This window comes from Conexibacter arvalis, assembly GCF_014199525.1.
Lineage (GTDB): Bacteria > Actinomycetota > Thermoleophilia > Solirubrobacterales > Solirubrobacteraceae > Conexibacter > Conexibacter arvalis.
Genome location: NZ_JACHNU010000004.1, coordinates 136,167 through 161,458 on the forward strand (window position 1 = coordinate 136,167; position 25,292 = coordinate 161,458).

At 76.4% G+C, this 25,292-nt stretch carries 19 protein-coding genes; 13 read left to right on the forward strand and 6 right to left on the reverse strand.

What is annotated here, in order from left to right; genetic code table 11:
* Window positions 1-163: 163 nt before the first annotated feature.
* A complete protein-coding gene (locus tag BDZ31_RS15185) occupies window positions 164-1,045 on the reverse strand; it encodes an alpha/beta hydrolase (protein ID WP_183343187.1) in 882 nt (293 codons plus the stop codon).
* An 83-nt stretch (window positions 1,046-1,128) separates the two neighbouring features.
* Here BDZ31_RS15185 and BDZ31_RS15190 point away from each other — a divergent pair, with 83 nt between their 5' ends.
* On the forward strand, window positions 1,129-3,153 hold the full coding sequence (locus BDZ31_RS15190; RefSeq protein WP_183343188.1) for an AfsR/SARP family transcriptional regulator: 2,025 nt from the start codon (window positions 1,129-1,131) through the stop codon (window positions 3,151-3,153).
* 101 nt (window positions 3,154-3,254) lie between these two features.
* Here the strand turns inward: BDZ31_RS15190 and BDZ31_RS15195 are convergent, their stop codons facing one another.
* On the reverse strand, window positions 3,255-4,424 hold the full coding sequence (locus tag BDZ31_RS15195; RefSeq protein ID WP_183343189.1) for an acyl-CoA dehydrogenase family protein: 1,170 nt from the start codon (window positions 4,422-4,424) through the stop codon (window positions 3,255-3,257).
* Between the two features lie 198 nt (window positions 4,425-4,622).
* On the opposite strand from BDZ31_RS15195, the gene recC reads away from it, so the two are divergent.
* The 6 genes from recC to BDZ31_RS15225 all read left to right on the forward strand — a co-directional run bounded on the left by recC (window position 4,623) and on the right by BDZ31_RS15225 (window position 15,446).
* Window positions 4,623-8,144 carry an exodeoxyribonuclease V subunit gamma gene (recC, locus tag BDZ31_RS15200; RefSeq protein ID WP_183343190.1) on the forward strand — a complete coding sequence of 1,174 codons (3,522 nt, stop codon included), beginning with the start codon at window positions 4,623-4,625 and terminating at the stop codon, window positions 8,142-8,144.
* Window positions 8,141-11,560: a UvrD-helicase domain-containing protein gene (locus BDZ31_RS15205; protein ID WP_183343191.1), complete on the forward strand. Its 3,420-nt coding sequence runs from the start codon at window positions 8,141-8,143 to the stop codon at window positions 11,558-11,560. Before recC ends, BDZ31_RS15205 begins: the two co-directional genes overlap by 4 nt.
* Window positions 11,557-13,425 (forward strand): exodeoxyribonuclease V subunit alpha, encoded by a 1,869-nt coding sequence (gene recD / locus BDZ31_RS15210; protein ID WP_183343192.1) that lies wholly within the window; start codon window positions 11,557-11,559, stop codon window positions 13,423-13,425. Before BDZ31_RS15205 ends, recD begins: the two co-directional genes overlap by 4 nt.
* Before the next feature lie 39 nt (window positions 13,426-13,464).
* Window positions 13,465-13,686, forward strand: a complete 222-nt coding sequence (locus BDZ31_RS15215) for an antitoxin (protein WP_183343193.1) — start codon at window positions 13,465-13,467, stop codon at window positions 13,684-13,686.
* A gap of 7 nt (window positions 13,687-13,693) precedes the next feature.
* Window positions 13,694-14,110 (forward strand): TA system VapC family ribonuclease toxin, encoded by a 417-nt coding sequence (locus tag BDZ31_RS15220; RefSeq protein ID WP_183343194.1) that lies wholly within the window; start codon window positions 13,694-13,696, stop codon window positions 14,108-14,110.
* A gap of 145 nt (window positions 14,111-14,255) precedes the next feature.
* Complete coding sequence (locus BDZ31_RS15225) at window positions 14,256-15,446, forward strand: PD40 domain-containing protein (protein WP_183343195.1); 1,191 nt, start codon at window positions 14,256-14,258, stop codon at window positions 15,444-15,446.
* A 239-nt stretch (window positions 15,447-15,685) separates the two neighbouring features.
* Here the strand turns inward: BDZ31_RS15225 and BDZ31_RS15230 are convergent, their stop codons facing one another.
* Window positions 15,686-16,363 carry a hypothetical protein gene (locus BDZ31_RS15230; RefSeq protein WP_183343196.1) on the reverse strand — a complete coding sequence of 226 codons (678 nt, stop codon included), beginning with the start codon at window positions 16,361-16,363 and terminating at the stop codon, window positions 15,686-15,688.
* A 712-nt stretch (window positions 16,364-17,075) separates the two neighbouring features.
* Here BDZ31_RS15230 and BDZ31_RS15235 point away from each other — a divergent pair.
* The 6 genes from BDZ31_RS15235 to BDZ31_RS15260 all read left to right on the forward strand — a co-directional run bounded on the left by BDZ31_RS15235 (window position 17,076) and on the right by BDZ31_RS15260 (window position 22,186).
* Entirely contained in the window at window positions 17,076-18,062 is a 987-nt protein-coding gene (locus tag BDZ31_RS15235; RefSeq protein ID WP_183343197.1) for an ATP-binding cassette domain-containing protein, read from the forward strand.
* A complete protein-coding gene (locus BDZ31_RS15240) occupies window positions 18,059-18,910 on the forward strand; it encodes an ABC transporter permease (RefSeq protein WP_183343198.1) in 852 nt (283 codons plus the stop codon). Before BDZ31_RS15235 ends, BDZ31_RS15240 begins: the two co-directional genes overlap by 4 nt.
* Before the next feature lie 50 nt (window positions 18,911-18,960).
* Window positions 18,961-19,293: a hypothetical protein gene (locus BDZ31_RS15245; protein WP_343075597.1), complete on the forward strand. Its 333-nt coding sequence runs from the start codon at window positions 18,961-18,963 to the stop codon at window positions 19,291-19,293.
* A gap of 82 nt (window positions 19,294-19,375) precedes the next feature.
* Complete coding sequence (locus BDZ31_RS15250; RefSeq protein WP_183343199.1) at window positions 19,376-20,002, forward strand: iron transporter; 627 nt, start codon at window positions 19,376-19,378, stop codon at window positions 20,000-20,002.
* Window positions 19,999-21,609: a DUF7405 family protein gene (locus BDZ31_RS15255; RefSeq protein WP_183343200.1), complete on the forward strand. Its 1,611-nt coding sequence runs from the start codon at window positions 19,999-20,001 to the stop codon at window positions 21,607-21,609. The genes BDZ31_RS15250 and BDZ31_RS15255 overlap by 4 nt, the downstream gene beginning before the upstream one ends.
* On the forward strand, window positions 21,602-22,186 hold the full coding sequence (locus tag BDZ31_RS15260; RefSeq protein ID WP_183343201.1) for a hypothetical protein: 585 nt from the start codon (window positions 21,602-21,604) through the stop codon (window positions 22,184-22,186). Before BDZ31_RS15255 ends, BDZ31_RS15260 begins: the two co-directional genes overlap by 8 nt.
* A gap of 142 nt (window positions 22,187-22,328) precedes the next feature.
* Here the strand turns inward: BDZ31_RS15260 and BDZ31_RS15265 are convergent, their stop codons facing one another.
* The 3 genes from BDZ31_RS15265 to BDZ31_RS15275 all read right to left on the reverse strand — a co-directional run bounded on the left by BDZ31_RS15265 (window position 22,329) and on the right by BDZ31_RS15275 (window position 25,286).
* Window positions 22,329-23,498: a SpoIID/LytB domain-containing protein gene (locus BDZ31_RS15265; protein ID WP_183343202.1), complete on the reverse strand. Its 1,170-nt coding sequence runs from the start codon at window positions 23,496-23,498 to the stop codon at window positions 22,329-22,331.
* Between the two features lie 106 nt (window positions 23,499-23,604).
* Window positions 23,605-24,720 carry a CU044_5270 family protein gene (locus tag BDZ31_RS15270; RefSeq protein WP_183343203.1) on the reverse strand — a complete coding sequence of 372 codons (1,116 nt, stop codon included), beginning with the start codon at window positions 24,718-24,720 and terminating at the stop codon, window positions 23,605-23,607.
* Window positions 24,720-25,286, reverse strand: a complete 567-nt coding sequence (locus tag BDZ31_RS15275; RefSeq protein WP_183343204.1) for an RNA polymerase sigma factor — start codon at window positions 25,284-25,286, stop codon at window positions 24,720-24,722. The genes BDZ31_RS15270 and BDZ31_RS15275 overlap by 1 nt, the downstream gene beginning before the upstream one ends.
* Between the last annotated feature and the right edge of the window lie 6 nt (window positions 25,287-25,292).

Sequence of the window (25,292 nt, forward strand, 5' to 3'; positions counted from 1 at the left end):
CAGCGCCCTTCAGGGCGCTACCTCACGTCGCGGCGGCGATCTCGGGGCCGTGACCGGTTCAGGGACGGCCGGGCCTCTTGAGTCGCGATTCGGTCGCGTGCCCCTCGCATCGGCCTGACTCAAGGATGGTCGCGACTCGGTCCCGCCAACAGGACCGTCACTCTCAGCGTTGAAGCAACGTGTGCAGTTCCGCGGCGATCTCCGTCGGTGCGGTCTCGGCCATGAAGTGGCCGTAGTTGGCGGTGACGTGGTGGAGGTCATCGGCCCAGGCGCTCCACAGCGCTCGTGCGTCGTAGCCAAGGGCGGCGCCCCAGTCCTGCTGCACGACGGTCAACGGCATTGTCAGCCTCGTGCCAGCGTCGCGATCGATCTGGTCGTGTGCGATGTCGATCCCGGCCGAGGCGCGGTAGTCGGCGACGATTGACGGGACCGCGGCACGGCAGGCGTCGAGGTAGGCGGAGCGGACAGCGGCCGGAATCGCGTCGGGGCTGGCGCCCCAGGCGTCGAGGAAGGAGCCGAAGAAGGCGTCGGGGCTGCCTGCGATCAGCTGCTCGGGAAGCCCGGGCGGCTGCGCCATCAGGTAGAGGTGGAACGCGGGCGCGGCGGTGACGCCGCGCAGGACCGCCCACATGTCGAGCGTCGCCAGCACGTCGAGGCAGGCGAGGTGGGTGATCGTGCCCGGGTGATCGAGGCCGGCGCGCAGTGCGACCAGTGCGCCGCGGTCGTGGCCGGCAAGCGCGAACCGGTCGTGGCCGAGCGCCTGCGCAAGCGCGACGATGTCGGCGGCCATCGTGCGCTTCGAGTAGGTGTCGCCGTCGGCTGTTTCGGCCGGCTTCTCGCTGGCGCCGTAGCCGCGCAGGTCGGGGCAGATGACGGTCCGCTCGGCGGCGAGCGCGACGGCGACATGGCGCCACATCAGGTGCGTCTGCGGAAAGCCGTGCAGGAGCACCAGCGGCTCGCCTGCGCCTCCGATCGCCGCGTGCAGCGCGACGCCGTCGGCGACGGTCACGCGTTCGTACGAGAAGCCGGGGATGGTCGGGGTCATCGCGTCAGTCCTTTCGTTGCGGAAGGACCAGGCTCGCGCGCGCCGATGAGCATCCGATCAGCGGCCGCTCTACCGTGCAGGAGATGCAGGCCAGCTTCGGAGTCCTCGGCCCCGTCGTCGCGTGGGATCGCAACGGAGCCGAGGTCGCACTGAGAGGGCCGCGCCACCGTGCGGTGCTCGCGCGGCTGCTCGTCGCCGAAGGCCGTGTCGTTCCGGTCGACCGCCTCGTCGATGATCTCTGGGCGGATCCGCCGGAGGGCGCGGTCGGAGCAGTGCGGACGTTCGTCGCCGCGCTGCGACGGGCGCTCGAGCCGCAGCGTCCACCCCGTGCACGGCCGCAGCTCCTCGTCACCGACGGGCCGGGATATGCGCTCCTGGTCGGGCCGGAAGCGGTCGACGCTCGCCGCTTCGAGGCGGCGACATCAACCGCATCCGGTTTGGATGCTCCAGCCCGGCTGGCACAGCTCGAAGAGGCACTGGGCTGGTGGCGTGGCCCGGCCTACGCGGGGCTCGACGAGCCGTGGGCCCGTACGGAGCGCGCGCGTCTGTCCGAGCTGCGGCTGCACGCCGTCGAGCAGCGGGCGGCTGCGCTGGTGGCGCTCGGGCGCGGGCCGGTCGCGGCCTCCGCTCTCGCGGCTCACGTCGCTGAGCACCCGTGGCGCGAGGAGGGCTGGCGACTGCTCGCCCTGGCGCTCTACCGCAGCGGTCGCCAGGCCGACGCGCTCGCGGTGCTGCGACGGGCGCGGGCGCTACTGATCGAGCATCTGGCCATCGAGCCCGGGCCGGCGCTGCAGACGCTGGAGCACGACATCCTCGTCCAGGCCGAGCACCTGACGGAGGGTGCGGGCTACGCGCGCGCTGATGGCGGCCGCTCCGCCGACGATCCCGTCGGCCGCGTCTGGACAGAGACGGCGGCTGCCTACGACCGCGCCGTCGCGGCGGACGCTCGATCGCGGCTGGAATCGACCATCGGGCTGCTGCGTGACCTCGCCATGGCGGGCGGCGGCGGGCTGCAGGCAGCACGGCGCCAGCGCGTCGCCGCGGCAGCGGCGGCCGAGGAGCTGAGCGACCCCGAGCTGACGGCCCGCGTGATCGGCGCCTACGACGTCCCCGCGAGCTGGACCCGGGTCGACGACCCCGACCAGGCGGCAGCGATCGTCGCAGCTGCAGATCGGACGCTGGCACGGCTCCCAGGCGGCGCCGCCGCAGCCCGCGCGCGTCTGCTCGCGACGATCGCGCTCGAGTCGCGCGGCGACGGCAGTTCGCGTGCCGCGCAGGCCGCGCGTGAGGCTGAGGCGATCGCACGGGAGATCGACGACCCTGCACTGCTAGCGTTCGCGCTCAACGGCCGATGGATGCAGTGCTTCGAGCGCGCGGGCCTCGCGCGGGAGCGCGACGCGATCGGCGCCGAGCTGCTCCCGCTGGCCGAACGTCATGGCCTCGTGAGCTACGAGATCCTCGGCCACCTGATCCGGATGCAGGCGCGCAGCGCGCTCGCGGACTTCGCTGCGGCCGACCAGCACGCCGTCGCCGTCGACCGGCTCGCCGCAGTGCACGAGCGTCCGCTCGCCGGGGTCTTCACCACCTGGTACCGCGCGCTCCGCGTCGCCGTGACGGCGACGCCTTCTCCCGCCGATGCGTCGACCGCGGTCGCACCGCTCAGCGACGCCGACGCCGCCTACCGCGCAGCCGCAGCCCAGCTCACCGACGCAGGCATGCCAGGGCTGACGCGCGGGCTGCCGGCGCTCGCGCTGCTCTGCCTGCGCATCGCCCGACGCGAGCCGGCGCCGACCGACCGCACGCTCGACTGGGGCCCGTACGCGCAATGGGCACGACCGCTCGTCCTGCTCGCAGACGGTGACGCGAACGGCGCGGCAGTGGCGCTGCGGGCCGCACCCGACCCGCCGCCCGACCTTCTCATGGAGGCGATCTGGTGCCTGCTGGCACAGGCGGCGCTCGCGCTCGGTGACCACGACCGCTGCAAACGCGCCCGTGCAGCGCTCGCACCAGCCGCCGCGGAGATCGCGGGCGCCGGCAGCGGCCTGCTCACCGCCGGCCCCGTCGCCACCCACCTCGCCGACCTCGACGCAGCCCTCGTGACCCGCTGACGAGCGCAGCGCGCCTTCAGAACTCGCACGTCACCGATGACCGGCGACACGAGCGGGGCCGCGCCCCGCGGCCGGCTCGCGCGCTGGCGAGCGTCAGGAGGTCAGAGGCCCATCGAGCGGCCGATCAGCTCCTTCATGATCTCGTTGGTGCCGGCGTAGATCCGGTTCACGCGGGCGTCGGCCCAGAGCTCGCTGATCTTGTATTCGGTCGTGTAGCCGTAGCCGCCGAACAGCTGGACGCCGGCGTCGGCGACCTCGCACAGGAGGTCGGTCGTCCAGTACTTGGCCATCGCCGCCTCCGGCACCGTGCAGGTGCCCTCGACGAATCTGCCGATCGTGCGGTCCAGCCAGCAGCGCGACAGCTCGACCTTGGTCTGCAGCTCGGCGAGCACGAAGCGGGAGTTCTGGAAGGAGCCGATCGGGCGGCCGAACGCTCTGCGCTCCTTCACGTACTCGAGCGTCAGGTCGAGCGCGGCCTCCGCGGCGGCCATCGAGCTGACGGCGAGGCCGAGGCGCTCCGGAATCAGGTGGGCCATCAGCTGCCCGAAGCCCGTCCCCTCCTCGCCGAGCATGTTCTCGGCCGGGACCTGGCAGTCGTTGAAGAACAGCTCGGCGGTGTCGTTGGCGTGCTGGCCGCGCTTGTGGATCTGCTGGCCGCGCTCGAAGCCCTCCATCCCGCGCTCGATCACGAACATCGACAGACCGCGGTGGGGATCGTCGCTGGTGCGCACGGCGGTGACGACGAGATCGGCGTTGATGCCGTTGGAGATGAAGGTCTTGCCGCCGTTGATGACGTAGCCGTCGCCGTCGCGCTTGGCGCGCGTCGCGATGCCGGCGAGGTCGGAGCCCGTGCCGGGCTCGGTCATCGCCAGCGCCAGGATCTTCTCGCCCGACGCGACGCCCGGGAACCAGCGCTGCTTCTGCTCCTCGTTCGCAGCGGCGAGCAGGTATGGCATGCCGAGGTCGTTGTGGACGCTCGGCCCCATCCACGACGACTGGACCATCGCGTAGGCCGCTTCCTCGGCGAGGACCGCGTTGAAGCGCCAGTCCGCGACGCCGGAGCCGCCGTACTCCTCGTCGACGGCCATCGCGAGGAAGCCGTACTCGGCGGCCTTCGTGAAGAGGTCGCGCGAGACGATGTGGTCGTGCTGCCACTGCTCGTGGTGCGGGACGACCTCGGCCTTCAGGAAGCTGCGGAAGCTCTCGCGGTAGTCGTCATGGACGTCCTCGAACAGCGGGCGCCGCGTGCTGGGAGCGGGGATGATCGACATGCACGTCCTTCGCTTCGGTCGGTTTGAAGTGGGGCATCGCGATCGGCGTCGCGGGCGGAGATACCGTATTGACCCGCGGGTCAAGTCGGTCGCGCTTCCCGACGCGCGCGCGTCCGTCCGGCACGGTTGACACGCTGCAAGGCCGGGCGCCGTCGAAACGCGCGCGGGCTGCCCCACAGCACCGGCCAAGCTGCAGAGATGCTCCACGTCCATCACGCCGACCGCGCCGACCGGCTCGTCGGTGCGCTGGCCGACGTGCTGCAGGCGCCGTTGGACGATCCCTTCGCCGCCGAGGTCGTCGCGGTGCCGACGCGCGGCGTCGAGCGGTGGCTGGCGCAGCGGCTCTCCGGCCGGCTCGGGACCTCGCCCGGCGGCGGTGACGGTATCTGCGCGAACGTCGCGTTCCCGACGCCGCGCCGGCTGGTCGAGGAGGCGATCGCGGCCGCAGCGGGGCTCGATCCGGCGACCGATCCGTGGCGGCCGGCGCGGGCGCTGTGGCCGCTGCTGGAGCTGGTCGACGCCGCCGGCGGCGAGCGCTGGCTGCGACGGCTGAGCGCCCATCTCGACCGCGACGCCGGCGACCGGTCGCGCCGCCTCAGCGCCGTGCGGCACGTCGCGCGGCTGTACGAGCGCTACGCGCTCCACCGTCCGTCGATGCTGCGCGCGTGGGCCGAGGGCCGCGACGAGGACGGCGCGGGCGGCCCGCTCGCCGCCGAGCACCGCTGGCAGGCCGAGCTGTGGCGGCGTCTGCGCGAGCGCGTCGGCGTCGCCGGGCCGGCCGAGCTGCTGGAGACCGCGGAGGTCCGCCTGGTCGAGGATCCGGGTCTCAGCGACCTGCCGGAGCGGATCTCGCTGTTCGGCCTCACGAGCCTGCCGGCGCGTGACCTCGCGCTGCTGCGCGCGCTCGCCGAGCGCCGCGACGTCCATCTCTTCCTCTCGACGCCGTCGCCGGCCGCCTGGCGCGCCGTCGCCGACGCCGCGCGGGAGGCGGCCGCCCGCGGCGCGCCGCTGCGCACCCGCGCGCAGGCGGCGAGCGCCGCGCTGCCGGCCAACCCGCTGCTCGCCTCCTGGGGCCGCGACGGGCGCGAGCTGCAGCTGCTGCTCGAACCGCTGCCGGACGCGGCCGTCCACGGCGCCGACGGCGGCGCGACGACCGCCGCGGCCGGACCGCACGGCGCCGCGGGCCGATCCGGCGACACCGCAGAAGCGGACGGCCCCGCCCCGCCCTCCACCCTCCTCGCCCGCCTGCAGGCCGACGTCCGCGCCGACCGCGCGCCCGGCGACGGCGCGCCGCTGCAGCTCGCCGAGGGCGACGCCAGCGTCCAGGTCCACGTCTGCCACGGGCGCGCCCGCCAGGTCGAGGTGCTGCGCGACGCGATCCTGCACGCGCTCGCCGACGACCCGACGCTGGAGCCGCGCGACGTGATCGTGATGTGCCCCGACATCGAGGCGTTCGCGCCGCTGATCGAGGCGACCTTCGGCGCCGGCGACGCCGACGTCGAGGAAGCGCTCCCCGGCGTCGATCCGGACCGCTCCGGCCCCCACCCCGTCGAGCTGCGCGTGCGGCTCGCCGACCGCTCGCTGCGACAGACCAACCCGGTCCTCGGCGTCGTCACGCGGCTGCTCGAGCTCGCCGCCGACGGGCGCGTCGCCGCCTCGGAGGTGCTCGACCTCGCCGACCGCGAACCGGTCCGTCGCCGCTTCCGGCTGGAGGAGGACGATCTCGCGCGGATCGAGGACTGGGTCGCCGCGAGCGGGGTCCGCTGGGGTCTCGACGCGGCCCGCCGCGCGCCGTTCAAGCTCCAGCGCGTCGAGCAGGGCACGTGGGAGGCCGGCCTCGACCGCCTGCTGACCGGCGTCGCGCTCGCCGAGCAGCCGGGCCGCACGCTCGCCGGCGTCCTGCCGCTCGACGACGTCGACAGCGCGGCGATCGACCTCGCCGGCCGCTTCGCCGAGCTGCTGGAGCGGCTCGGCACCGCGCTCGACGCGCTCGCCGCGCCGAAGCCGATCGCCGCGTGGGCGAGCGCGATCGCGACCGCCGCCGACACGCTCACCGCGACCAGTCCCCGCGACGCCTGGCAGCGCGCCGAGCTGCAGCGGCTGCTCGCCGACGTCGTCGCCGAGGCGACCGCCGCGGACGGGTCGGTCAGCCCGGTCGCGCTCGAGGTCGCCGACCTCGCCGCGCTGCTCGCCGACCGCCTCGCCGGCCGGCCGACGCGCGCGAACTTCCGCACCGGCCACCTGACCGTCTGCACGCTCCAGCCGATGCGGTCGGTCCCCCACCGCGTGATCTGCCTGCTGGGCCTCGACGACGACGTCTTCCCACGCCGCTCCCCGCGCGACGGCGACGACGTGCTGCTCGACGAGCCGTGGGCCGGCGACCGCGACGGCCGCTCGGAGGACCGCCAGATCCTGCTCGACGCGCTGATGGCGGCCGGCGACCGCCTGATCGTCACGTACGCCGGGCACAGCGAGCGCACGAACGCCGAGCGCGCGCCGGCCGTGCCGCTCGCCGAGCTGCTCGACGTGATCGACCGCACCGCCCGCGCACCGGCCGGCGGTCGGGCGCGCGACGCGATCGTCGTCCGCCACCCGCTGCAGCCGTTCGACGCCGCCAACTTCGCCCCGTCGGCGCTCGTCGACCGGCGGACCTGGAGCTTCGACGCCGTCACCCTCGCCGGGGCGCGGGCGCTCGGCGGCGAGCGCCACGCGCGGCCGCCGTTCCTCCCCCACCCCCTGCCGCCGCGGCAGCTCGACGTGATCGAGCTCGACCAGCTGCTCGCGTTCGTCGGCCACCCGATCCGCGCCTTCCTGCGGCAGCGCCTCGGGGTCGGCGTCGACGCCGGCGCCGAGGAGCTGAGCGACAGCCTGCCGATCGAGCTCGACCCGCTCGCGCGCTGGGGCCTCGGCGCGCGCCTGCTCGCGGCGCGCCGCGCCGGCGTCGAGATGGCCGTCGCGGTCGCCGACGAGCGCGCCCGCGGCATGGTTCCGCCCGGCGCGCTCGGCGACGCGGTGCTCGACGGGGTCGTCGCCGAGGTCGAGGCGGTGCTCGCCGCGGCCGCCGACACGGTCGGCGGCGGCGGGCCGCTGCGCACCGTCGACGTGCGGATCGCGCTCGGCGACGGCCGTACGCTCGCCGGCACGATCGGCGGCGTCGGCCACTACGTGCTGCCGGTCGTCACCTACTCGCGCGTCGACCCGCGCCGGCGGCTGGAGTCGTGGGTGCGGCTGCTGGCGCTGACGGCCGCCTTCCCGGAGCGGCCGCTGGTGGCGACGACCGTCGGCCGCGCCCGCGCCGAGGCCGACGACGCGACGACGACGATCGCGCGGATCACGCAGCCGCCCGGCGACCCGGAGGCCCGCCGCGCGCAGGCGCGCGCGGAGCTGGAGCGGATCGTCGACCTCCACGACCGCGGCATGCGCGAGCCGCTGCCCCTCTTCCGCCGCACCTCCGCCGCCTACGCCGCCGGCGGCGGCGACGCGATCGCACGGGCTCGCAAGCAGTGGGAGACCGACTTCCAGCCGCTGTGCGAGGACCGCGACCCCGAGCACCTGCTCGTGTTCGGCGCGAGACTGCCGTTCGAGCGGCTGCTCGCCGAGCCGCCGCGCGACGACGAGCAGGGCGACGGGTGGGAGCCGTCGGAGACGACCCGCTTCGGCCGCTACGCGCGGCGCCTCTGGTCCGGCCTGCTCGCGCACGAGGAGCTGATCGACCGGTGACCGCCGCCACCGGCGTCGACGCCTTCGACCCCTGCGGCCCGCTGCCGGAGGGCGTCACCGTGCTGGAGGCCAGCGCCGGCACCGGCAAGACGTGGACGATCGCCGCGCTCGCGACCCGCTACGTCGCCGACGGGATCCCGCTCGACCAGCTGCTGATCGTCACCTTCACGCGGATGGCGACCGGGGAGCTGCGCGACCGCGTGCGCGACCGGCTCGCGACCGCGCGCGACGCGCTCGACGCGATCGCCGCCGGCGCCGACCCCGAGCGCTTCGACGAGATCGTGCGCCTGCTCGCCTCCGGCCCGAACGCCGAGGTCGCGCGGCGCCGCGACCGGATCGTCCGCGCGCTCGCCGAGTTCGACGCGGCGACGATCACGACGATCCACAGCTTCTGCCAGGAGGCGCTCGGCGAGCTCGGCTTCGCCGCCGACCTCGACCGCGACCACCGCTTCCAGGAGGAGGTCCGCGACCTCGCCGACCAGGTCGTCGACGACCTCTACGTGCGCGGCTTCCTCACCCGTCCTCCCCACTTCGGCCGCGCCGAGGCGGGGCGCGTCGCGCTGAAGGCGATCGACAACCCGTCGGCGGCGCTGGAGCCGAGCGCCGCGCCGAGAACGACCTTCGCCGGGATGCGCCACGGCCTCGCCACCGCCGCCCGCGCCGAGCTCGACCGGCGCAAGCGCGCCGCGGCGCTCGTCACCTTCGACGACCTGCTGCTGCGCCTGCGCGCCGCGCTGGAGGGACCCGACGGCGCGGCCGTCGCGGCGCGCCTGCACCGGCGCTACCGCGTCGCGCTCGTCGACGAGTTCCAGGACACCGACCCCGACCAGTGGGCGATCATGCGCCGCGCCTTCGCCGAGACCGGCACGACGCTCGTGCTGATCGGCGATCCCAAGCAGGCCGTCTACTCCTTCCGCGGCGCCGACGTCTTCGCCTACCTCGACGCGGCGCGAGCGGCCGGCTCCCACCCCACCCTGCGCGTCAACTGGCGCAGCGACCAGGGGCTGCTCGACGCCTACGACGCGCTGTTCGGCGAGGCGCGCCTCGGCCACGACGAGATCGTCTACCGGCAGGTGAGGGCGGCCGCGCCCAACCGCGCCCCGCGCCTCCACGGCGCGCCGGGCGCCGCGCCGCTGCGAATCCGCGTCGTCCCGCGCGACGCGCCGTCCGTCAGGACGACGCCGGGCGGCTACGCGAGCGCCCCGTCGGCACGCGCCCACGTCGCCCGCGACCTCGCCGCCGACGTCGTCGCGCTGCTCGACGCCGGCGCGCGGATCGAGACGCGCGACGCCGACGGCAGCGCGCTGCGCCACGCGCCGGTCGGCCCCGGCGACGTCGCCGTGCTCGTGCGCAAGAACGCGCACGCGCGCGAGATCAAGGCGGCGCTGGAGGCGGCAGGCGTGCCCGCCGTCGTCGCCGGGGCGGGCAGCGTCTTCGCCGGCGAGTCGGCGCGCGACTGGCTCACGCTGCTGGAGGCGCTGGAGCGGCCCGAGCTGCTCGCGCGCGCCCGCGCGGCGGCGCTGACCGCCTTCCTCGGCTGGAGCGCCGCGCGCGTCGCCGCCGCCGACGAGGAGGCGTGGGACCAGCTGCAGCAGCGGCTGCACGTGTGGGCCGGCGTGCTGCGACGCCACGGGGTCGCGGCGCTGACCGAGACGATCATGGCGAGCGAGCGGGTCGCGGTGCGGCTGCTGGAGGCCGTCGGCGGCGAGCGCCGCCTGACCGACCTGCGCCACGTCGGCGAGCTGCTGCACGCCGCGGCGGTCGACGGGCAGCTCGGCGTCACGGCGCTGGCGGCGTGGCTGCGGCGCCGGATCGACGCCGGCGACCGCGACGCCGACGCCGAGGACCGCGCGCGGCGGCTGGAGTCCGACGCCGAGGCGGTCCAGGTGCTGACCGTCCACCGCAGCAAGGGGCTGGAGTTCCCGATCGTCTACTGCCCCTACCTGTGGGACCCGATCTGGATCCCGAACGAGCCGACCCCGGCCACCTTCCACGACGCAGACAACGGCGGCCGGCGCACGATCGACGTGGCGCTCGACGAGGGCAACGCCGACTACCGCCGTCACCGCCGCCAGGACAAGGAGGAGCAGCTCGGCGAGGAGCTGCGGCTCGCCTACGTCGCGCTCACGCGCGCCCGCCACCAGGCGGTCGTCTGGTGGGCCGGCTCGTGGTCGAGCCGCGACTCGGCGCTCGGGCGGCTCGTCTTCGAGCGCGACGCGCACGGCAACGTCCCGGCGACCGGCAGCTTCACCCCGACCGACGAGGCCGCGACCGCCCGCTTCGAGCAGCTCGCGGCCGCGGCCGGCGGGGCGATCGCGGTCGAGCGCTCGACGGTCGCCGACGGGGTCCGCTGGTCGCCGCCGCGAGAGCCGGGCAGCGAGCTGGAGGCGGCGTCGTTCGACCGCGCGCTCGACGTCCGCTGGCGGCGCACCTCGTTCACGACGATCACCGCCGCCGCGCACGAGGCGCGCGTCGCGAGCGAGGTCGAGGAGGCGGCCGGCGCCGACGACGGCGGCGACGAGCCCCGCCTCCTCCCCGCCTCCGGCGCCTCCGGAGCCGACGGCGCGAACGCGGGCGCGGCGCTGCGGGCGAGCCCGGTGCCGCTGTCGGAGCTGCCGGCCGGCACGCGCATCGGCACGCTCGTCCACGGCGTGCTGGAGGCGACCGACTTCGCGGCGGAGGACCTCGACGGCGAGCTGGCCGCGCAGATCGACGCGGCGCTCGGCCGCCGGCGGGTCGACGTCGGCGACCCGGCCGCGCTCGCGAGCGGTCTGCGCGCGGCGATCGAGACGCCGCTCGGCGATCTCGCCGGCGGGTGGCGCCTGCGCGACCTGCCGCGCGGCGCGCGGCTCGACGAGCCGGCATTCGAGCTGCCGCTGGTCGGCGGCGACGCGCCCTCCGGCGACCTCACGCTCGCCGCCGTCGCGCGGGTGCTGCGCGAGCGCCTCGACCCGCGCGACCCGCTCGCCGGCTACGCCGACCGGCTCGCGGACCCGGCGCTGCGCTCGCACCTGCGCGGCTATCTCGCCGGCGCGATCGACCTCGTCGCCCGCCCCGGCGGAGACGTCCCGTACGCGCTCGTCGACTACAAGACCAACCGGCTCGCCGGCCCGGGCGAGGCGCTGACCGCCTGGCACCACCGCCCCGCCGCGCTGGCCGAGGAGATGCAGCGCTCCCACTACGCGCTGCAGGCGCTGCTGTACGCGGTCGCGCTGCACCGCTACCTGCGCTGGCGCGCACCCGGCTACGACGCCGAGCGGGACCGGCCGGTCGTCCTCTACCTCTTCCTGCGCGGGATGACCGGTCCGGAGACGCCGGTCGTCGACGGCGCGCCCTGCGGCGTCTTCACGTGGCGGCCGCCGGCCGGCCTGGTGCCGGCGCTCAGCGACCTGCTCGAGCACGGGGCGGCGCGATGACCTCGCTGCGCGAACGCGACCCGTTCGACGTCCGGCTCGCGCGCACGGCGCCGCCGCTGCTGGAGGCGTTCAACGACGCGGGGGTCCTGTCGATCGCCGACATCCAGGTCGCGCGGCGCCTCGGGCGGCTCGGCGGCGTCGAGGCGCCGGAGCTGCTGCTCGCCTTCGCGCTGGCGGTGCGCGCGCCGCGGCTCGGCCACGTGCTCGTCGACCTCGCGACGATCGGCGCGACCGTCGCGGTCGACACCGAGGAGCCGATCGACCTCGACGCGCTGCCGTGGCCCGAGCCCGGCGCATGGACCGCGGCGCTGGCGGCCTGCCCGCTGGTCGCGGTCGGCGACGAGGAAGACGACGGCGGCGGCGGCGCCGTGGGCGGCGCGAGCGGCGCGCGCGGCGGCGCGATGCCGCTGCGGCTGGTCGGCAGCGCGCTCTACCTCGATCGCTACTGGCGCGAGGAGCGCGAGGTCGCGACCGAGCTGCGCGGCCGCGCGGGCCAGATCCCCGAGCCGGTCGACGAGCGGGAGCTGAGCGCGCGGCTGGAGCGCCTCGGCTCCGGTGATCTCTCGCAGCGCCGCGCCGTCGCGGCGGCCGCCCTGCGTCCGTTCGCGACCGTCGCCGGCGGCCCAGGCACCGGCAAGACGACGACGGTCGCGCAGATCGCGGCGCTCGTCGTCGAGCAGGCGCGCGGCGCCGGCCGACCGGCGCCGCTGATCGCGCTCGCGGCGCCGACCGGCAAGGCGGCCGCGCGGCTGGAGGAGCAGGTCCACCAGCGCGCCGCCCTGCTCGACACCGCGCCGGAGGTGCGCGCCCACCTCGCCGGCCTGCGCGCCTCGACGCTGCACCGGCTGCTCGGCTGGCGGCCGGGCAGCCACAGCCGCTTCCGCCACGACCGCCACACGCGCCTGCCGCACGACATGGTGATCGTCGACGAGGCGTCGATGGTCTCGCTCACGCTGATGGCACGTCTGCTGGAGGCGGTCCGGCCCGACGCCCGCCTCGTGCTCGTCGGCGACCCCGACCAGCTCGCGTCGATCGAGGCCGGCGCGGTGCTCGGCGACATCGTCCGCTCCGCCAGACCGGGCGACGGCATCGTCCGGCTCGAACGGGTCTACCGCTTCGGCGCGGGGATCGGCGCCGTCAGCGCCGCCGTCCGCGACGGCGATGCCGACGCGCTGGTCGCCGCACTCGGCGGGGCGCCCGGCGAGGTCACCTGGATCCCCGTCGACGGGGCCGACCCCGCGACCGCCACCGCGGCCGCGCTCGCGCCGGTGCATGACGCGGCGACTGGCGCCGGTCGGGCCGTGATCGCAGCCGCCCGCGCCGGCGACGGGCGCGCGGCGCTCGACGCGCTGGGCGCCTTCCGGCTGCTGTGCGCCCACCGCCGCGGCCCGCACGGCGTGTCGGCGTGGGCGCCGCGGGTCGAGCGCTGGCTCGCCGCCGACATCGCCGCGACCGGCGCCTGGAGCCGCGACTATCCGGGCCGGCCGCTGCTGGTCACCGCCAACGACTACGACCTCGACCTCTTCAACGGCGACACCGGCGTCGTGATCGCCAGCCCCGCCGGCGGCCTCACCGCCGCCTTCGAGCGCCGCGGCGAGATCGTCACCGTCCGTCCCACCCGCCTGCGCGCCGTCGACACGGTCCACGCGATGACGATCCACAAGAGCCAGGGATCGCAGTTCGGCACCGCCGCCGTCGTCGTCCCGCCCGCCGACTCGCGCATCCTCACCCGCGAGCTGCTCTACACCGCCGTCACCCGCGCCCGCCGCCACCTGATCGTCGTCGGCACCGAGGAATCGCTCCGCGCGGCCGTCGCCCGCCCCGCCGCGCGCGCCTCCGGGCTCGCCGGGAGGTTGCGGGCGTAGCCGTCGGGTGTGATGCGTTGATGCGTTAGCATCATCTGCATGCGCACGACGCTCGACATCGACGACGACGTGGTCGCTGCCGCGCGTGAGTTGGCGACCGGTGGGAGACGGTCGCTCGGAGCGGTGATCTCAGAGCTCGCGCGGCGGGGCTTGACGCCCGCACGCGTCGCCTCGGAGTCCGGGCTGCCGGTCGTCCGCGTCCCAGCCGGGACGCCGGCGATCACGCCGGAGATGGTGCGGCGCGCGCTCGACGAGGGCTGAGCCGAGCATGGCGCTGCTGGACGTCAATGCGCTCGTCGCGCTGGCGTGGGACTCGCATGTCCACCACGGCCGGATGGTCGAGTGGTTCCGCGCGCACGGCGCCGCGGGCTGGGCGACCTGCCCGGTCACCGAGAGCGGCTTCGTGCGCGTGTCGTCGAACCCGAAGGCGCTTCCCAGCCCGCTCGGGCTCGAGGATGCCCGCGGCGTCCTGAGGTCACTGCGCGCGGTCGCGGGACACCGCTTCCTGTCCGACGACGTCTCGCTGGTCGACGACGACGTGCCGCGCCTCGTCGGCCACCGGCAGGTCACCGACGCGCATCTCCTCGCGCTCGCCCGTCGCCACCGCACCCGCGTGCTGACGTTCGACGCGCGGCTGCACCAGCTCGCGGCCGGACGCGACGTCGAGCTGCTCACCGTCGTCTGAGGCGGGCCGGCGGCACTGGAGCCGCGGCCGCCGCGGCGCCGCCGCCCGGTCCGACGGCTGACCGCCGGCCGGCCAGCGCACCGCGCGAAGCTGGCACGTTCACATATGGTCCGGCCGCGTGATCCCCAGATCCGGCGGAGGTTCGATGAACCGGAGCATCCTGAGACGACGGCACGCGATCGGCGCCCTGGCGGCGGCGGCCGTCCTGGCCCCTGCGACCGAGGCCGCGGCCTCGAAGATCGTCTACAGCTGCGCGCCCGAGCTGTGCGTCGTCGACCCGGCGACCGGCGCCTCGGCGCGCCTGACGAGCGACGGCGAGAGATCGCCGTACCGCTGGCCGGCGATCTCGCGCGACGGCCGCACGCTCGTCGCCGCCCGCGGCGGCGACGTGATGAGAGGCGGCTACGGCGGCAACCTGACGGAGCGCTGGGCCGGCTGGCGCGACATGAACGACGTCGCGATCTCCCCGGACGGCTCCGGCGTCGCCGAGAGCCACTCCTACGTCGAGAACCGCTTCGGCTGCCCGCTGACCGGCGGCTGCCTCCAGCTCGTCGACCAGAGCGCCGCCTTCTTCACGACCGGCACCCCGCCGGCGGAGAGAAGCAGCCGCCACCCGGGCGGCGGCGGGGTCGGCTTCCTCGGCGACGGCTCGCTGCTCAGCTCCCGGTACACGATCGGCGACGAGCTGCACTCGATCTGCGTGATCTCGGCCCCGGGCACCGACGCCTCCTCCGAATGCCGCACGCCGATCACCTCGCCGACGACGCTCTCCAGCCCGGACGGCTCGCCCGACAGCAGGCTGATCGCGGTGACCGTCGGCGAGCCGGCGCCCTCGGAGGAGTCGGCCGTCCGCCTCTACGACGCCGCCGGCGGCGGCGAGGTCCGCCGCCTCGCGAGCGGCTGGGCCCCCTCCTTCTCCCCCGACGGCCGTCAGGTCGCGTTCACGACGCCCGACGGCTGGATCGCCGTCGTCGCGACGCGCGGCGGCAGAGCGCGCAAGCTCGTCAGAGGCAGCACGCCGGCCTGGGGCGGCGGCGCCGCTCCCGGCCCGGCGCTCGCGGCGAAGAAGCTGCGCTACCGCGGCGGCGCGATCCCGGTCAAGGTCCGCTGCGGCGGCCCCGGCGCCTGCCGCGGCAGCGTGCGGATCGCGAAGGGCAAGCGCGCGCTCGCGACCGCCTCCTACCGCGTCGCGTCCGGACGCGCCGCGACGGTGCGGGTGCGTCCGAGCGCCGCCGGCCGGCGGACGATCGCCGCCGCGCGCAGCCACCGCGTCACCGTGCGCCTCGCACCTGCCGGCGGCAGAGCGATCTCGACCGCGGCGACGCTGCGGCGCTGAGCCGCCGGCCGTCCGCCGCGCGGCGTGCCGCGCTCGCGTCGGTGCGCGCCGGGCCGCTCGGTCCGGCGCGCGGCGCTCCGCGTTTGCGTCATCCACGCCGGGGCGCTCGGCTCGGCGCGCGGCGCGGGGCCGTCAGCGCGGCGGGCGTCCGCGCCGGACCGGTCGGTCGGCGCGCGGCGCGGTCAGCGGGGCGGTCGGCGCTCGCGCGGTAGCGACCGCCGCGCGCCCGCCCGCGGTCCTCACGCCCTCCCGACGCGTCCGCGGGTGCCGATCACGAACCCTCTCCCGCGGCTGACGCAGCGCAGCGCGCTGCGCCGACGCGTGTGCTGGTGGGCGCAGCGGAAGGAGCCGCTGCGGAAGGTCAGGCCGCGCGCGAGCTCGAACCACTCGTGGAAGCCCTCGTCGACGCAGGTGAAGCCGACCTCGAGGCGGCCGTCGCGGGTCAGCGCGGCGCTCGGGATCGTGCCGCCGAAGTTGCAGGCGCCGGCCGGCGGCCTCCGCTCGCCGCCGTAGGTCAGGCATCGCAGTCTGCCCGCCGACACGAAGCACTCGACCCGCAGCCCGTCCTTGCCGAGCGCGACCGCGAAGCCCGGGCCCGGCGCCCGCGGCGGCAGGCCGCAGCCGGGCTCGATCGAGCAGGCGATGTCCGACGGCACGCCGCGCTGGCCGATGTCCTGCAGCTGTGCGTCGGCCGCGACGACCCGCCACCGCTTCCCGTCGCGCCGCACCCATGCCGCCCACGGTCGCTGGGTCGGACCGCCCGTCGGCCCTCCCCGCGGCTCGAACGCGAACCCCTGGATCTGGCACCAGCCCTTGGCGCGGACGCTGCAGCGCCCGCTGACCCCGTGGATCCGCTCGGCCTCCGTCAGGTACCGACGGGCCCACCGCGTCGCCGCGTCGACGGCCGCCCGCGGCACCGACGCCGCCGCGAGGCGGGCCGACGGTGCGCCGACGGCGACCGGCTCGGCGGTCCCAGGCGGCAGCGCGGGCGGCGTCGCGGCAGCCGGTGGGGCGGCAGCTGGCGGAGCGGCAGCCGGCGGGGCGGCAGCCGGCGGACGGCAGCCGGCGGGACGGCAGCCGGCGCGGCAGAGGCCGGCGCAGCCGTCGCCGGCGCGGGGGCCGCTGCCGCGGTCGGCGACAGAGCGGCCGTCGGTGCGGTACCTGCCGCTGCAACGGCGGCGACCGCGAGGGCGGCGACGGTCGTGCGCCGAACGCGCCGCGGCCGACGCGGGCGTACGCCGGAGGGCCCCTTCCCCGCCGACCTCAGATCGCGCACGCCCGTCACTCGAAATCCCCATCCATCCTCGGCACCTCTCCCATCCGATCCCGACGGCCCGGACGCACCCGGCGCCCCGATCGCGCAATCCAATCATCTGCTCGCAGGTGCGTCCATCGACAACTCTCCGGATCGCGGTCGACCCAGCCGTCGGGGCGGTCGGTCAGCTCGTCGAACGTCGGCGTGAGGCCGAGCGCGTGGCCGATCGGCGCGCGGCGATGAGTTTTCGGAACCGCTCCAGTCTCATGACCGACATCTCCGCACGGCGGCGCTTGACTTCAACCTTGGTCGAAGCTCGACAATCGCCGCAGGCCCCGTCGCGGATCGACCACGAGAGCGACCAGAGGAACTCCATGACTGCCGAATCACCGCTCGCGATCGAAGCGAGCGGGCTCGTCAAGACGTTCGGCGAGACCCGTGCCGTCGACGGCGTCGACCTCGCCGTCCCGACCGGCTCTGTCTACGGCGTGCTCGGCCCCAACGGCGCCGGCAAGACGACGACGATCCGGATGCTCGCGACGCTGCTGCGCCCCGACGCCGGCAGCGCGCGCGTCTTCGGCCACGACATCGTGCGCGAGGCCGACGCCGTGCGCGGCTCCGTCAGCCTCACCGGCCAGCTCGCCTCGGTCGACGAGGAGCTGACCGGCCGCGAGAACCTGATCCTGCTGGGGCGTCTGCTCGGCCACGGCATCCCGGCCGCGCGCGAGCGCGCCGACGAGCTGCTCGACGCCTTCGGGCTGGAGGCCTCCGCCGGCAAGCTCGTCAAGAACTACTCCGGCGGCATGCGGCGGCGGCTCGACATCGCCGCCAGCATCGTCGTCACGCCGCGGCTGCTGTTCCTCGACGAGCCGACGACCGGCCTCGACCCGCGCTCGCGCAACCAGGTGTGGGAGATCGTGCGGCTGATGGTCTCCGCGGGCACGACGATCCTGCTCTGCACGCAGTACCTCGAGGAGGCCGACCAGCTCGCCGAGGGGATCGCGGTGATCGACCGCGGCAGGGTGATCGCCGAGGGAACGCCGGCGCAGCTGAAGGCGTCGGTCGGCGCGGGCTCGCTGCACGTCCGCCTGCTCGACCCGGCCCAGCGGCCGCAGGCCGAGCGGGTGCTGTCGGCGCGGATCGGCACGACCCACCTGGAGGTCGACCCGGCGGCGCTGTCGACGCCGTGCGGCGACGCCGACCAGGCCGCCGAGGCGATCGCCGAGCTGGGGCGCAACGGGATCGCCGTCGCCGGCTTCTCGCTCGGGCAGCCGAGCCTCGACGAGGTCTTCCTCGCCCTGACCGGGCGTCCCGCCGACGAGGACGCCGAGACCGCGACGACCGAGGAGCGGGTCGCATGAGCACGACACCGACGACCGGGGCGGCCGTCTCGACCGCCTCCGAGCAGGAGGCGCTGCGCAAGGCGATCGCCTCCGGCACCCGCCCGCCGCGCGCCAGCGCCTTCGCCGCCTGCCGCGCCTTCGCCTGGCGCGGGATCCTGAAGATCAAGCACGTCCCCGAGCAGCTGATGGACGCGACGATCACGCCCGTCCTCTTCACGCTGATGTTCACCTACATGTTCGGCGGGGCGATCGCCGGCTCGACGAAGGACTACCTGCAGTTCATCCTGCCGGGCATCGTCGTCCAGTCGGTCCTCTTCACGACCGTCTACTCCGGCGTCGCGCTCAACACCGACATGACCAGAGGCGTCGTCGACCGCTTTCGCTCGCTGCCGCTGTGGCGGCCGGCGCCGCTCGTCGGCGCGGTCGCGGGCGACAGCATCCGCGCCTTCTCGGCCGGAGCGGTCGTCGTCGTGCTCGGCCTGATCCTTGGCTTCCGCCCCGACGGCGGCGTGCTCGGCGTGCTCGGGGCGATCCTGGTCGTGCTCGTCTTCGCCTTCGCGCTGGCGTGGGTCTTCACGACGCTCGGGCTGGTGATGCGCTCGCCGAGCGCGGTGATGAACACCGGCTTCATGGCGCTCTTCCCGCTGATCTTCCTCAGCAACATCTTCGTCGCGCCGGAGACGCTGCCGGCCGCGCTGGAGGCGTTCGTCGACGTCAACCCGATCACCCACCTCGTGACGGCGACGCGCGGGCTGATGGACGGGAACGCCGACGGCGGCGACATCGCGCTCGTGCTCGGCGAGGCGGCGCTGCTGACGGCGATCTTCATCCCGCTGACGAGCCGCTACTACCGCAAGGCCGGGTAGGCGGGGCGGCGGGCGGCCGGGCGCGGGCTCGGCGGGGTACGATCGGCGCCGTGCTCCGCCCCCGCACCGCCCGCCGCGCCTTCTTCGCCGTCGCCGCGATCGTGCTGGCGGCGGCGCTCGCGCTCGTCCCGCACGTCGGCGCCGGGGTCCTCCACCTCGCGCCGCTGCTGCTCCTGCTCGGCCTGCTGTTCGCGGGCCGCTACGTCGGCGAGCACCAGCTCGAGCGGCTGCGCGGGCTGCTCGCGCGGCGGCGCGGCCCGGCCCGCCGCCGCCCGACCGCCGGGCGCGCCCCGCGGCCCCGGCCGGGCCGGGCCGTCCCGCGCGGCGGCCTCCTGATCGGCTCGTCGCTGGCCGTCCGGCCGCCTCCCTCGCCGGTGCGCTGACCCGCGGCGGCGCCCTCGCGGCGCCCCGCCCGCGACCGGCCGACTGTCGGCCGGCCGCCTCCGCCACCGACGAAAGGAACAGATGACGATTCCCCGCACCTGTGCGGCGCTGTGCGCCGCCGCGCTGCTCGCGCTCGGGACGAGCGCCTGCGGCAGCTCCTCCGACGACGACGCCGCCGCGACGGCGGCCGCGACCGCGCCGGCGACGACGCCGGCCGAGTCCGGCGGCCACGCCGGCATGGACCACGGCGCCGGCCACGGCGACCCGATGCAGATGGACGGCGAGATGAGACCGCTCGCGACCAAGGAGCAGGACGGGATGAAGATCGAGGTCGTCGCGATGGGCCCCGAGCCGTTCACCGTCGAGGAGGGCGGCAGAACGATCCACCACAGACCGAAGCCCGACGACAACGCCCACCTGATGGTCACCCTGACCGACGTCGAGACCGGCGACCGGATCCCGTACTCCTCGGTCCAGATCGCGCTGTCGCGAGACGGGAGACGGCTGCTCGACACGCGCCTCTGGCCGATGATCGCGCAGACCGTCGGGATGCACTACGGCGAGAACGTCGCGCTGCCGGAGTCGGGCCGCTTCGACGCCGTCGTGACCGTCGGCGCCCCGGAGGTCGCGCGCCACAGAGAGCTGGCCGGCAGATGGACCAGACCGGTCAAGCTCTCGTTCCCGCTCGACTGGACCGCGCCGAGATGAGCGGGCGCGTCGACCGGCGCGGCGCGAGCGACGACAGGCGGGACGCCGCGCCGGCGAGCGGGCGCGTCGACCGGCCCGGCGCGAGCGACGACGGGCGGGACGCCGCGCCGGCGAGCGGGCGCGTCGACCGGCCCGGCGCGAGCGACGACAGGCGGGACGCCGCGCCGGCGAGCGGGCGCGCCACGCGGCGCGGGGCGCTCGCGGCCGGCGGGATCGCCGCCGGCGGAGCGCTCGCCGCCGCCTGGCTGGCGCGCGGACGGCCGAGCGAGCCAGGCGGCCCGGGCGGGGACGTGCCCGCGGGGTCGTCCACCGGGACCGTGAGCGACCGGCCGGCACGGGTGACCGTGCCGGCCGCGCCCGGCCTTCCCGCCGCCCAGCACGCATGGGATGCGACGCTGCGCCGCGACGAGCACGGCAACGCGCTGCTGCCGCGCCACCACCGGCTCCTGCTGCTCGACCTCGCGCGGGAGCCCGACGCGGCCGGCGCCGCGCAGGTCGAGAACGCGCTGCGGCGGCTGGAGCGCCGGCACGCCCACGGCCCGGATGGCCTGCTGACGCTGCTCGCCTGGGGCCCGGCCTACTTCGCCGTGATCGGAGCGCCCTCCCCGGTCCCGCCCGCCGTCCCGCTCGACGCCGACGAACTGCCGGAGATCGACGACGCCGCGGCGCTGCTGATCCTTGCCAGCGACCACGAGCGGCTGCTCGACGCGGCCGAGCGGGAGCTGGTCGGGACGGATGCGAGCGACGGCGCCGCGGCGGGCGCGAGCGGTGGCGGCGCGGCGGGCGCGAGCGGCAGCGGCGGGGCGGGCACGAGCGGCAGCGCGGCGGGCACGAGCGGCGCCGGCGCGGCGGGCACGAGCGGCAGCGGCGCGGCGGGCACGAGCGGCGGCGGTGCGAGCGGCGGCGCCTTCGCGGGCGTGCTGCGGCTGCGGGAGCGGCGGACCGGGTTCGCGGGCGCCGGGCTGCCGGCGCGGGCGCAGCGGCGCGGCGGCGGGCTCGGGCTGGCGCGGCCGATCGCCGCGGAGGCGCCGCTGTTCATGGGCTTCAAGTCCGGCCTGCGCCGCAACCAGGCGAGCGAGGAGGACGTGACGATCGCCGCCGGCCCGCTCGCCGGCGGCACGACGCTCCACCTCAGCGCGATCGCGCTCGAGCTCCGCAGCTGGTACGAGCTGAGCGAGCGCGATCGCGTCGCGCGCATGTACGCGCCGCAGGTGACGCCGGCGCAGGCGACCCGCTTCACCGACGACGCGCCGGCGCCGCGCGAGAGCGTCGCCCGCACGGCCACGCGGCACGGGCGGGTCGGCCACGTCCAGGCGCTCGCGACGGTCCGTCGCGACGGCCGTCCGCTGATCCTCCGCCGCGACGTCAACACGCTCGACGACGGCGGCCCCGGGCTCCACTTCGTCGCGCTCCAGCGCTCGGTCGACGACTTCGTCGCGACGCGGCGGGCGATGACGGCCGCCCGCTCGCGCGCCGCGCCGCAGCTGACCGGTCAGCTCAACAACGGGATCAACGAGTGGATGCGCGTCACGCGGCGGGCGAACTTCGCCGTCCCGCCCCGCCGAGCGCGCGCCTTCCCGCTGCTGGAGGAGGTCGACCGTGGCTGAGCGCGCGCAGCACCGCCACCAGTGGCGTTCTGGGGGCGCATATCACCCCCAGAACGCCACTGCTCGCCCCGTGCGGGTGCTGGCGGCCGTGGCCGTCCTGACAGTTGCGGTGGCGCTGGCGCTGCCGGCGGCGGCGGTCGCCCACGGCGGCGCGCTGCTGCTCGAGCGCGAGGCCGGGCCGTACGCGGTCGCGCTGAACGCCTCCGTGCCGGTGCGCGAGGGCGGCGGCGCCGTCGACTACACCGTCACGCTGCGTCGCGACGGACGCCCCGAGGAGGCGGCGACGGTGCGGCTGCGCGTGCGGACCGCGGCCGGCGGCTGGTCGCGCCCGTACGCGGCGCAGCGTGCGGCGAACACCTACGAGGTGATGCTCGCCCAGCCGGCGCGCGACGCCTGGAAGGAGTGGGACGTGCGGATCGAGGTCGACGGCCCCGGCGGGCCGGCGCAGGTCGACCACCGCGCCGGCGAGACGCCAGAGCAGCCGGGCGCCCCGGTCGGGCCGCTGGTCCTCTCGCTCGCCGCGCTCCTGGCGCTCGCCGCCGCGCTCGCGCTCCGTCGCCGGCGCCGTCGTGTGTAGACCGCGTAGGCCGGCGGCCGGGCGCACCGGCCGCGCTCGCCCGTCGCCGGCGCCGTCGTGTGCAGACCGCGTAGGCCGGCGGCCGGGCGCACCGGCCGCGCTCGCCCGTCGCCGGCCGCGCCCGCGCCGCGCCCCGCCCCGGTCAGCGCGTGAGCGTCAGGCTCGACGGGATCTCGGGCAGTTGCAGCGCCGTCTTCAGGGCGGCGCCGTCGACGGTGCGGATGCCGCCGCTGCCGAGCACGCGGGCGGTCGCGATCCGCGGCGAGGCGCCCCGTCTGACGACCTCGACGCCCAGCAGCGAGCCGTCGAGCAGGCCGGCCGAGCGCAGCCGCGCCTGCGCGGTGGCGAGCGGGATCCGCCGCAGCCATCTGTGGTTGACGTTGCTGCTGGCGGCGCCGTCGTAGGGGTCGTCGACGCCGACGAGGTACGGCCGCGGCGAGCTGCCGGGGAAGCCGACCTCGACGTTCTCGGTGTGGCCGCCGGAGGAGGCGTGGAAGTAGGTCGGGACCGGCTCGCCGCCGTAGGTGACGACCTCGCCGCGGGTGGCGCGCACGGCCGCGTCGGTCGCGGCCGTCTCTCTCGCGATCCCGACGTAGGCCTGCGAGCGGGTGTCGTCGAACTGGTCGTAGTCGCGGCCGTCGCCCTTGACGATCGCGATCGCGTAGGTGCGCGCGACGACGGCCTGCGCCTTCAGCGCCTCCGCGTGCCAGGTCGAGTAGGCCTCGTGCGGCACGACGCCGCGCATGTAGTCCTCCAGCCCGACCCGGTTGACGACCCGCAGGTCGCCGCCCGGCGCCCTCGACAGCAGCAGCGCGCCGCGGTAGCGGCCCTTGCCGCCGACGCCGACCACCGGGCGGCCGGTCACCGGCGCCTTCGCAGCGATCCGGATCGTGCGGCCGCCGCCGCGCAGCGCGATCGCCTTCCCGGCGACCGACGCGCGGTAGGAGACGCGCGGGTTGAGCGTCCGCTTGCCGGCGCGGACGGCGCCGGTGATCGTCACCGGGCCGCTGGTCCCGAGCAGCACCCGCACCGTCCGCGTGCGACGCAGCTTCTCGAGCTTCGTGCCGCGGTAGTAGTGGCCAAGGATCCAGCGGTATCCGCGGCCGTTGGTCGCGAAGCCCTGCGCGCCCCACTGGCTCATCCCGACGCCGTGCCCCCATCCCCCGCCCTCGGCGACGAGCGTCGCGGCGGCCGCGCCGGCCTGCGGCGCCGGCCGCGCCGCCGCGCCAGCGATCGCGGCCGCCCCCGCGGTGAACAGCGCGGCGAGCAGCAGGGCGAGAACGGTCGTGAGCGGGGACGGGCGGCGGGACATCGGCGGGCTCCTGCGGATCGGGACGTCTGCGCGCCAGGGTAGTGGGCGGCGGCGACGACCGGCCTCGCGGCGGGCCGCGGGTCCCGCCCGCGAGCCGCCGCCCGTCTCACGGCAGACCGGGTCGCTCCAGCCTCGGCGCGTCGGTCCAGCGCGTTCTCGGCAGCCGCTCCTTCGGCGCCGCGACGCCGTCCGGCAGCGACCGCACGTTCCGCGCCACCCCCTCCGCGACGACGGTGTCCGCTCGCCCGCCGCGCGGGCCGCGCGTCTCGAGCAGCCGCCCGTCGCGCGCTCTGACGACCACGTGCTCCGGCCGGTTGCGCCACAGGAACGTCAGCACGAGGCCCGGGCGACCGAGCCGGTCTCTCCCCATCCCGTACACGCGCGCGCCCGGGAGCAGCACGAACGCGCGCAGGAGCCCGGCCCGCTGCCGCGGTGTGACGGGCAGCGCCAACAGCGACCGGATCGTGACGAACTGCGCCGCCGCGAGCGCCTTCTCCTCGCCGAACTCCTCCGCGGCCGGCAGCGATCCGCGCGCCCGCACCGCCTGCTCGATCGCGTCGAGCAGCGCCGCCGGATCGCTCGGAAGCGCGCGCACCTGCGCGGGCGTGAGCAGCCCGGTGTCGAGCGGGAGGCCCGTGACGCGCGCGAAGGCGACGTCGGCGTCGGGTGGCGTCGGCCGCGCCGCGCTGCGGCTGCGCCTGTGGCTGCGCAGCCATCTCTCGCGGTGGCCGCGGAACGGGAACCACGTGCGGACCGTCAGGCTTCGCGTGCGACCCACCTGACCGAAGCCGCTCCAGCGCTCGATCGAGTACAGGCGCCGCACGCCGAGCATCTCGATCCCGCCGTCCGCCGATCTCGGGCCTCTGACACCCCACTGGTCGATCCCCTCCTCGCGCACGTACCAGACCTCCCCGTCGCGCAGGACCGGCGGCGGGGGCGCCTGCTCGGCGGCGTCGGCGACCCGCTCCAGCAGCGCGATCGACGCCGCCGGGACCCGCTCCTCCCCCGTGCCGTCGCCGCCCCCGCCGCCGGCCGCGACGACCAGCACGACCGCCGCGAGGGCGGCCAGCGCGGCGAGCGCGCCCGCGGTCGCGCGCGGCAGCGGCCCGATGCGACGACGGGCGCGGCGCGGGCGGGCGCGCGGGCCCTCGCCGGCCGCCTCTCGTCCCTCCGCCTCGATCGCCGCGGCGAAGCGGCGCTCCAGCTCGTCGAGCACCTCCATCACGACACCTCCTCGGCGGTCGCCGCCGGGTCGATCGCGCCGGCGAGCGCGCGCAGGCCGCGCGAGACGCGCATCCGCGTCGTCTGCTCGCTCACGCCCAGCCGCCGCGCCACCTCGTCGTAGGGCAGCTCCTCGACGATCCGCATCCGCAGCGCCTCGCGCTGGTCGCGCGACAGCGTCCGCAGCCCGGCCGCGACGGCGCCGCGCAGCGGCTCCAGTCCGGCCAGCTCCTCGATCCGCGCCAGCTCGGCGTCGGCGAGCGCCGGCACGTCGACCCCGAGCCGCGCGAGCGCGCTCCGCTCGCAGCGGCCGCGGCGGTACCAGTCGCGCAGCAGGTTGCGCGCGATCCCGTACAGCCACGCTCCCGCCGCGTCGTCGTCGCCGCCGCGGAATGTCGCGCGGCCGTCGTAGGCGCGCGCGAACGTCTCCGCGGCCAGGTCGAGCGCGACCTCGGCGTCGCAGACGCGGCGCGCGAACCAGACCAGCAGCGGCTCGGAGCGGGCGCGGTAGAAGGCGGTGAAGGAGGCGGACGTCGCCAGCCAGCCCTCCCGTTCGTCGTTCCCCATGCCCTA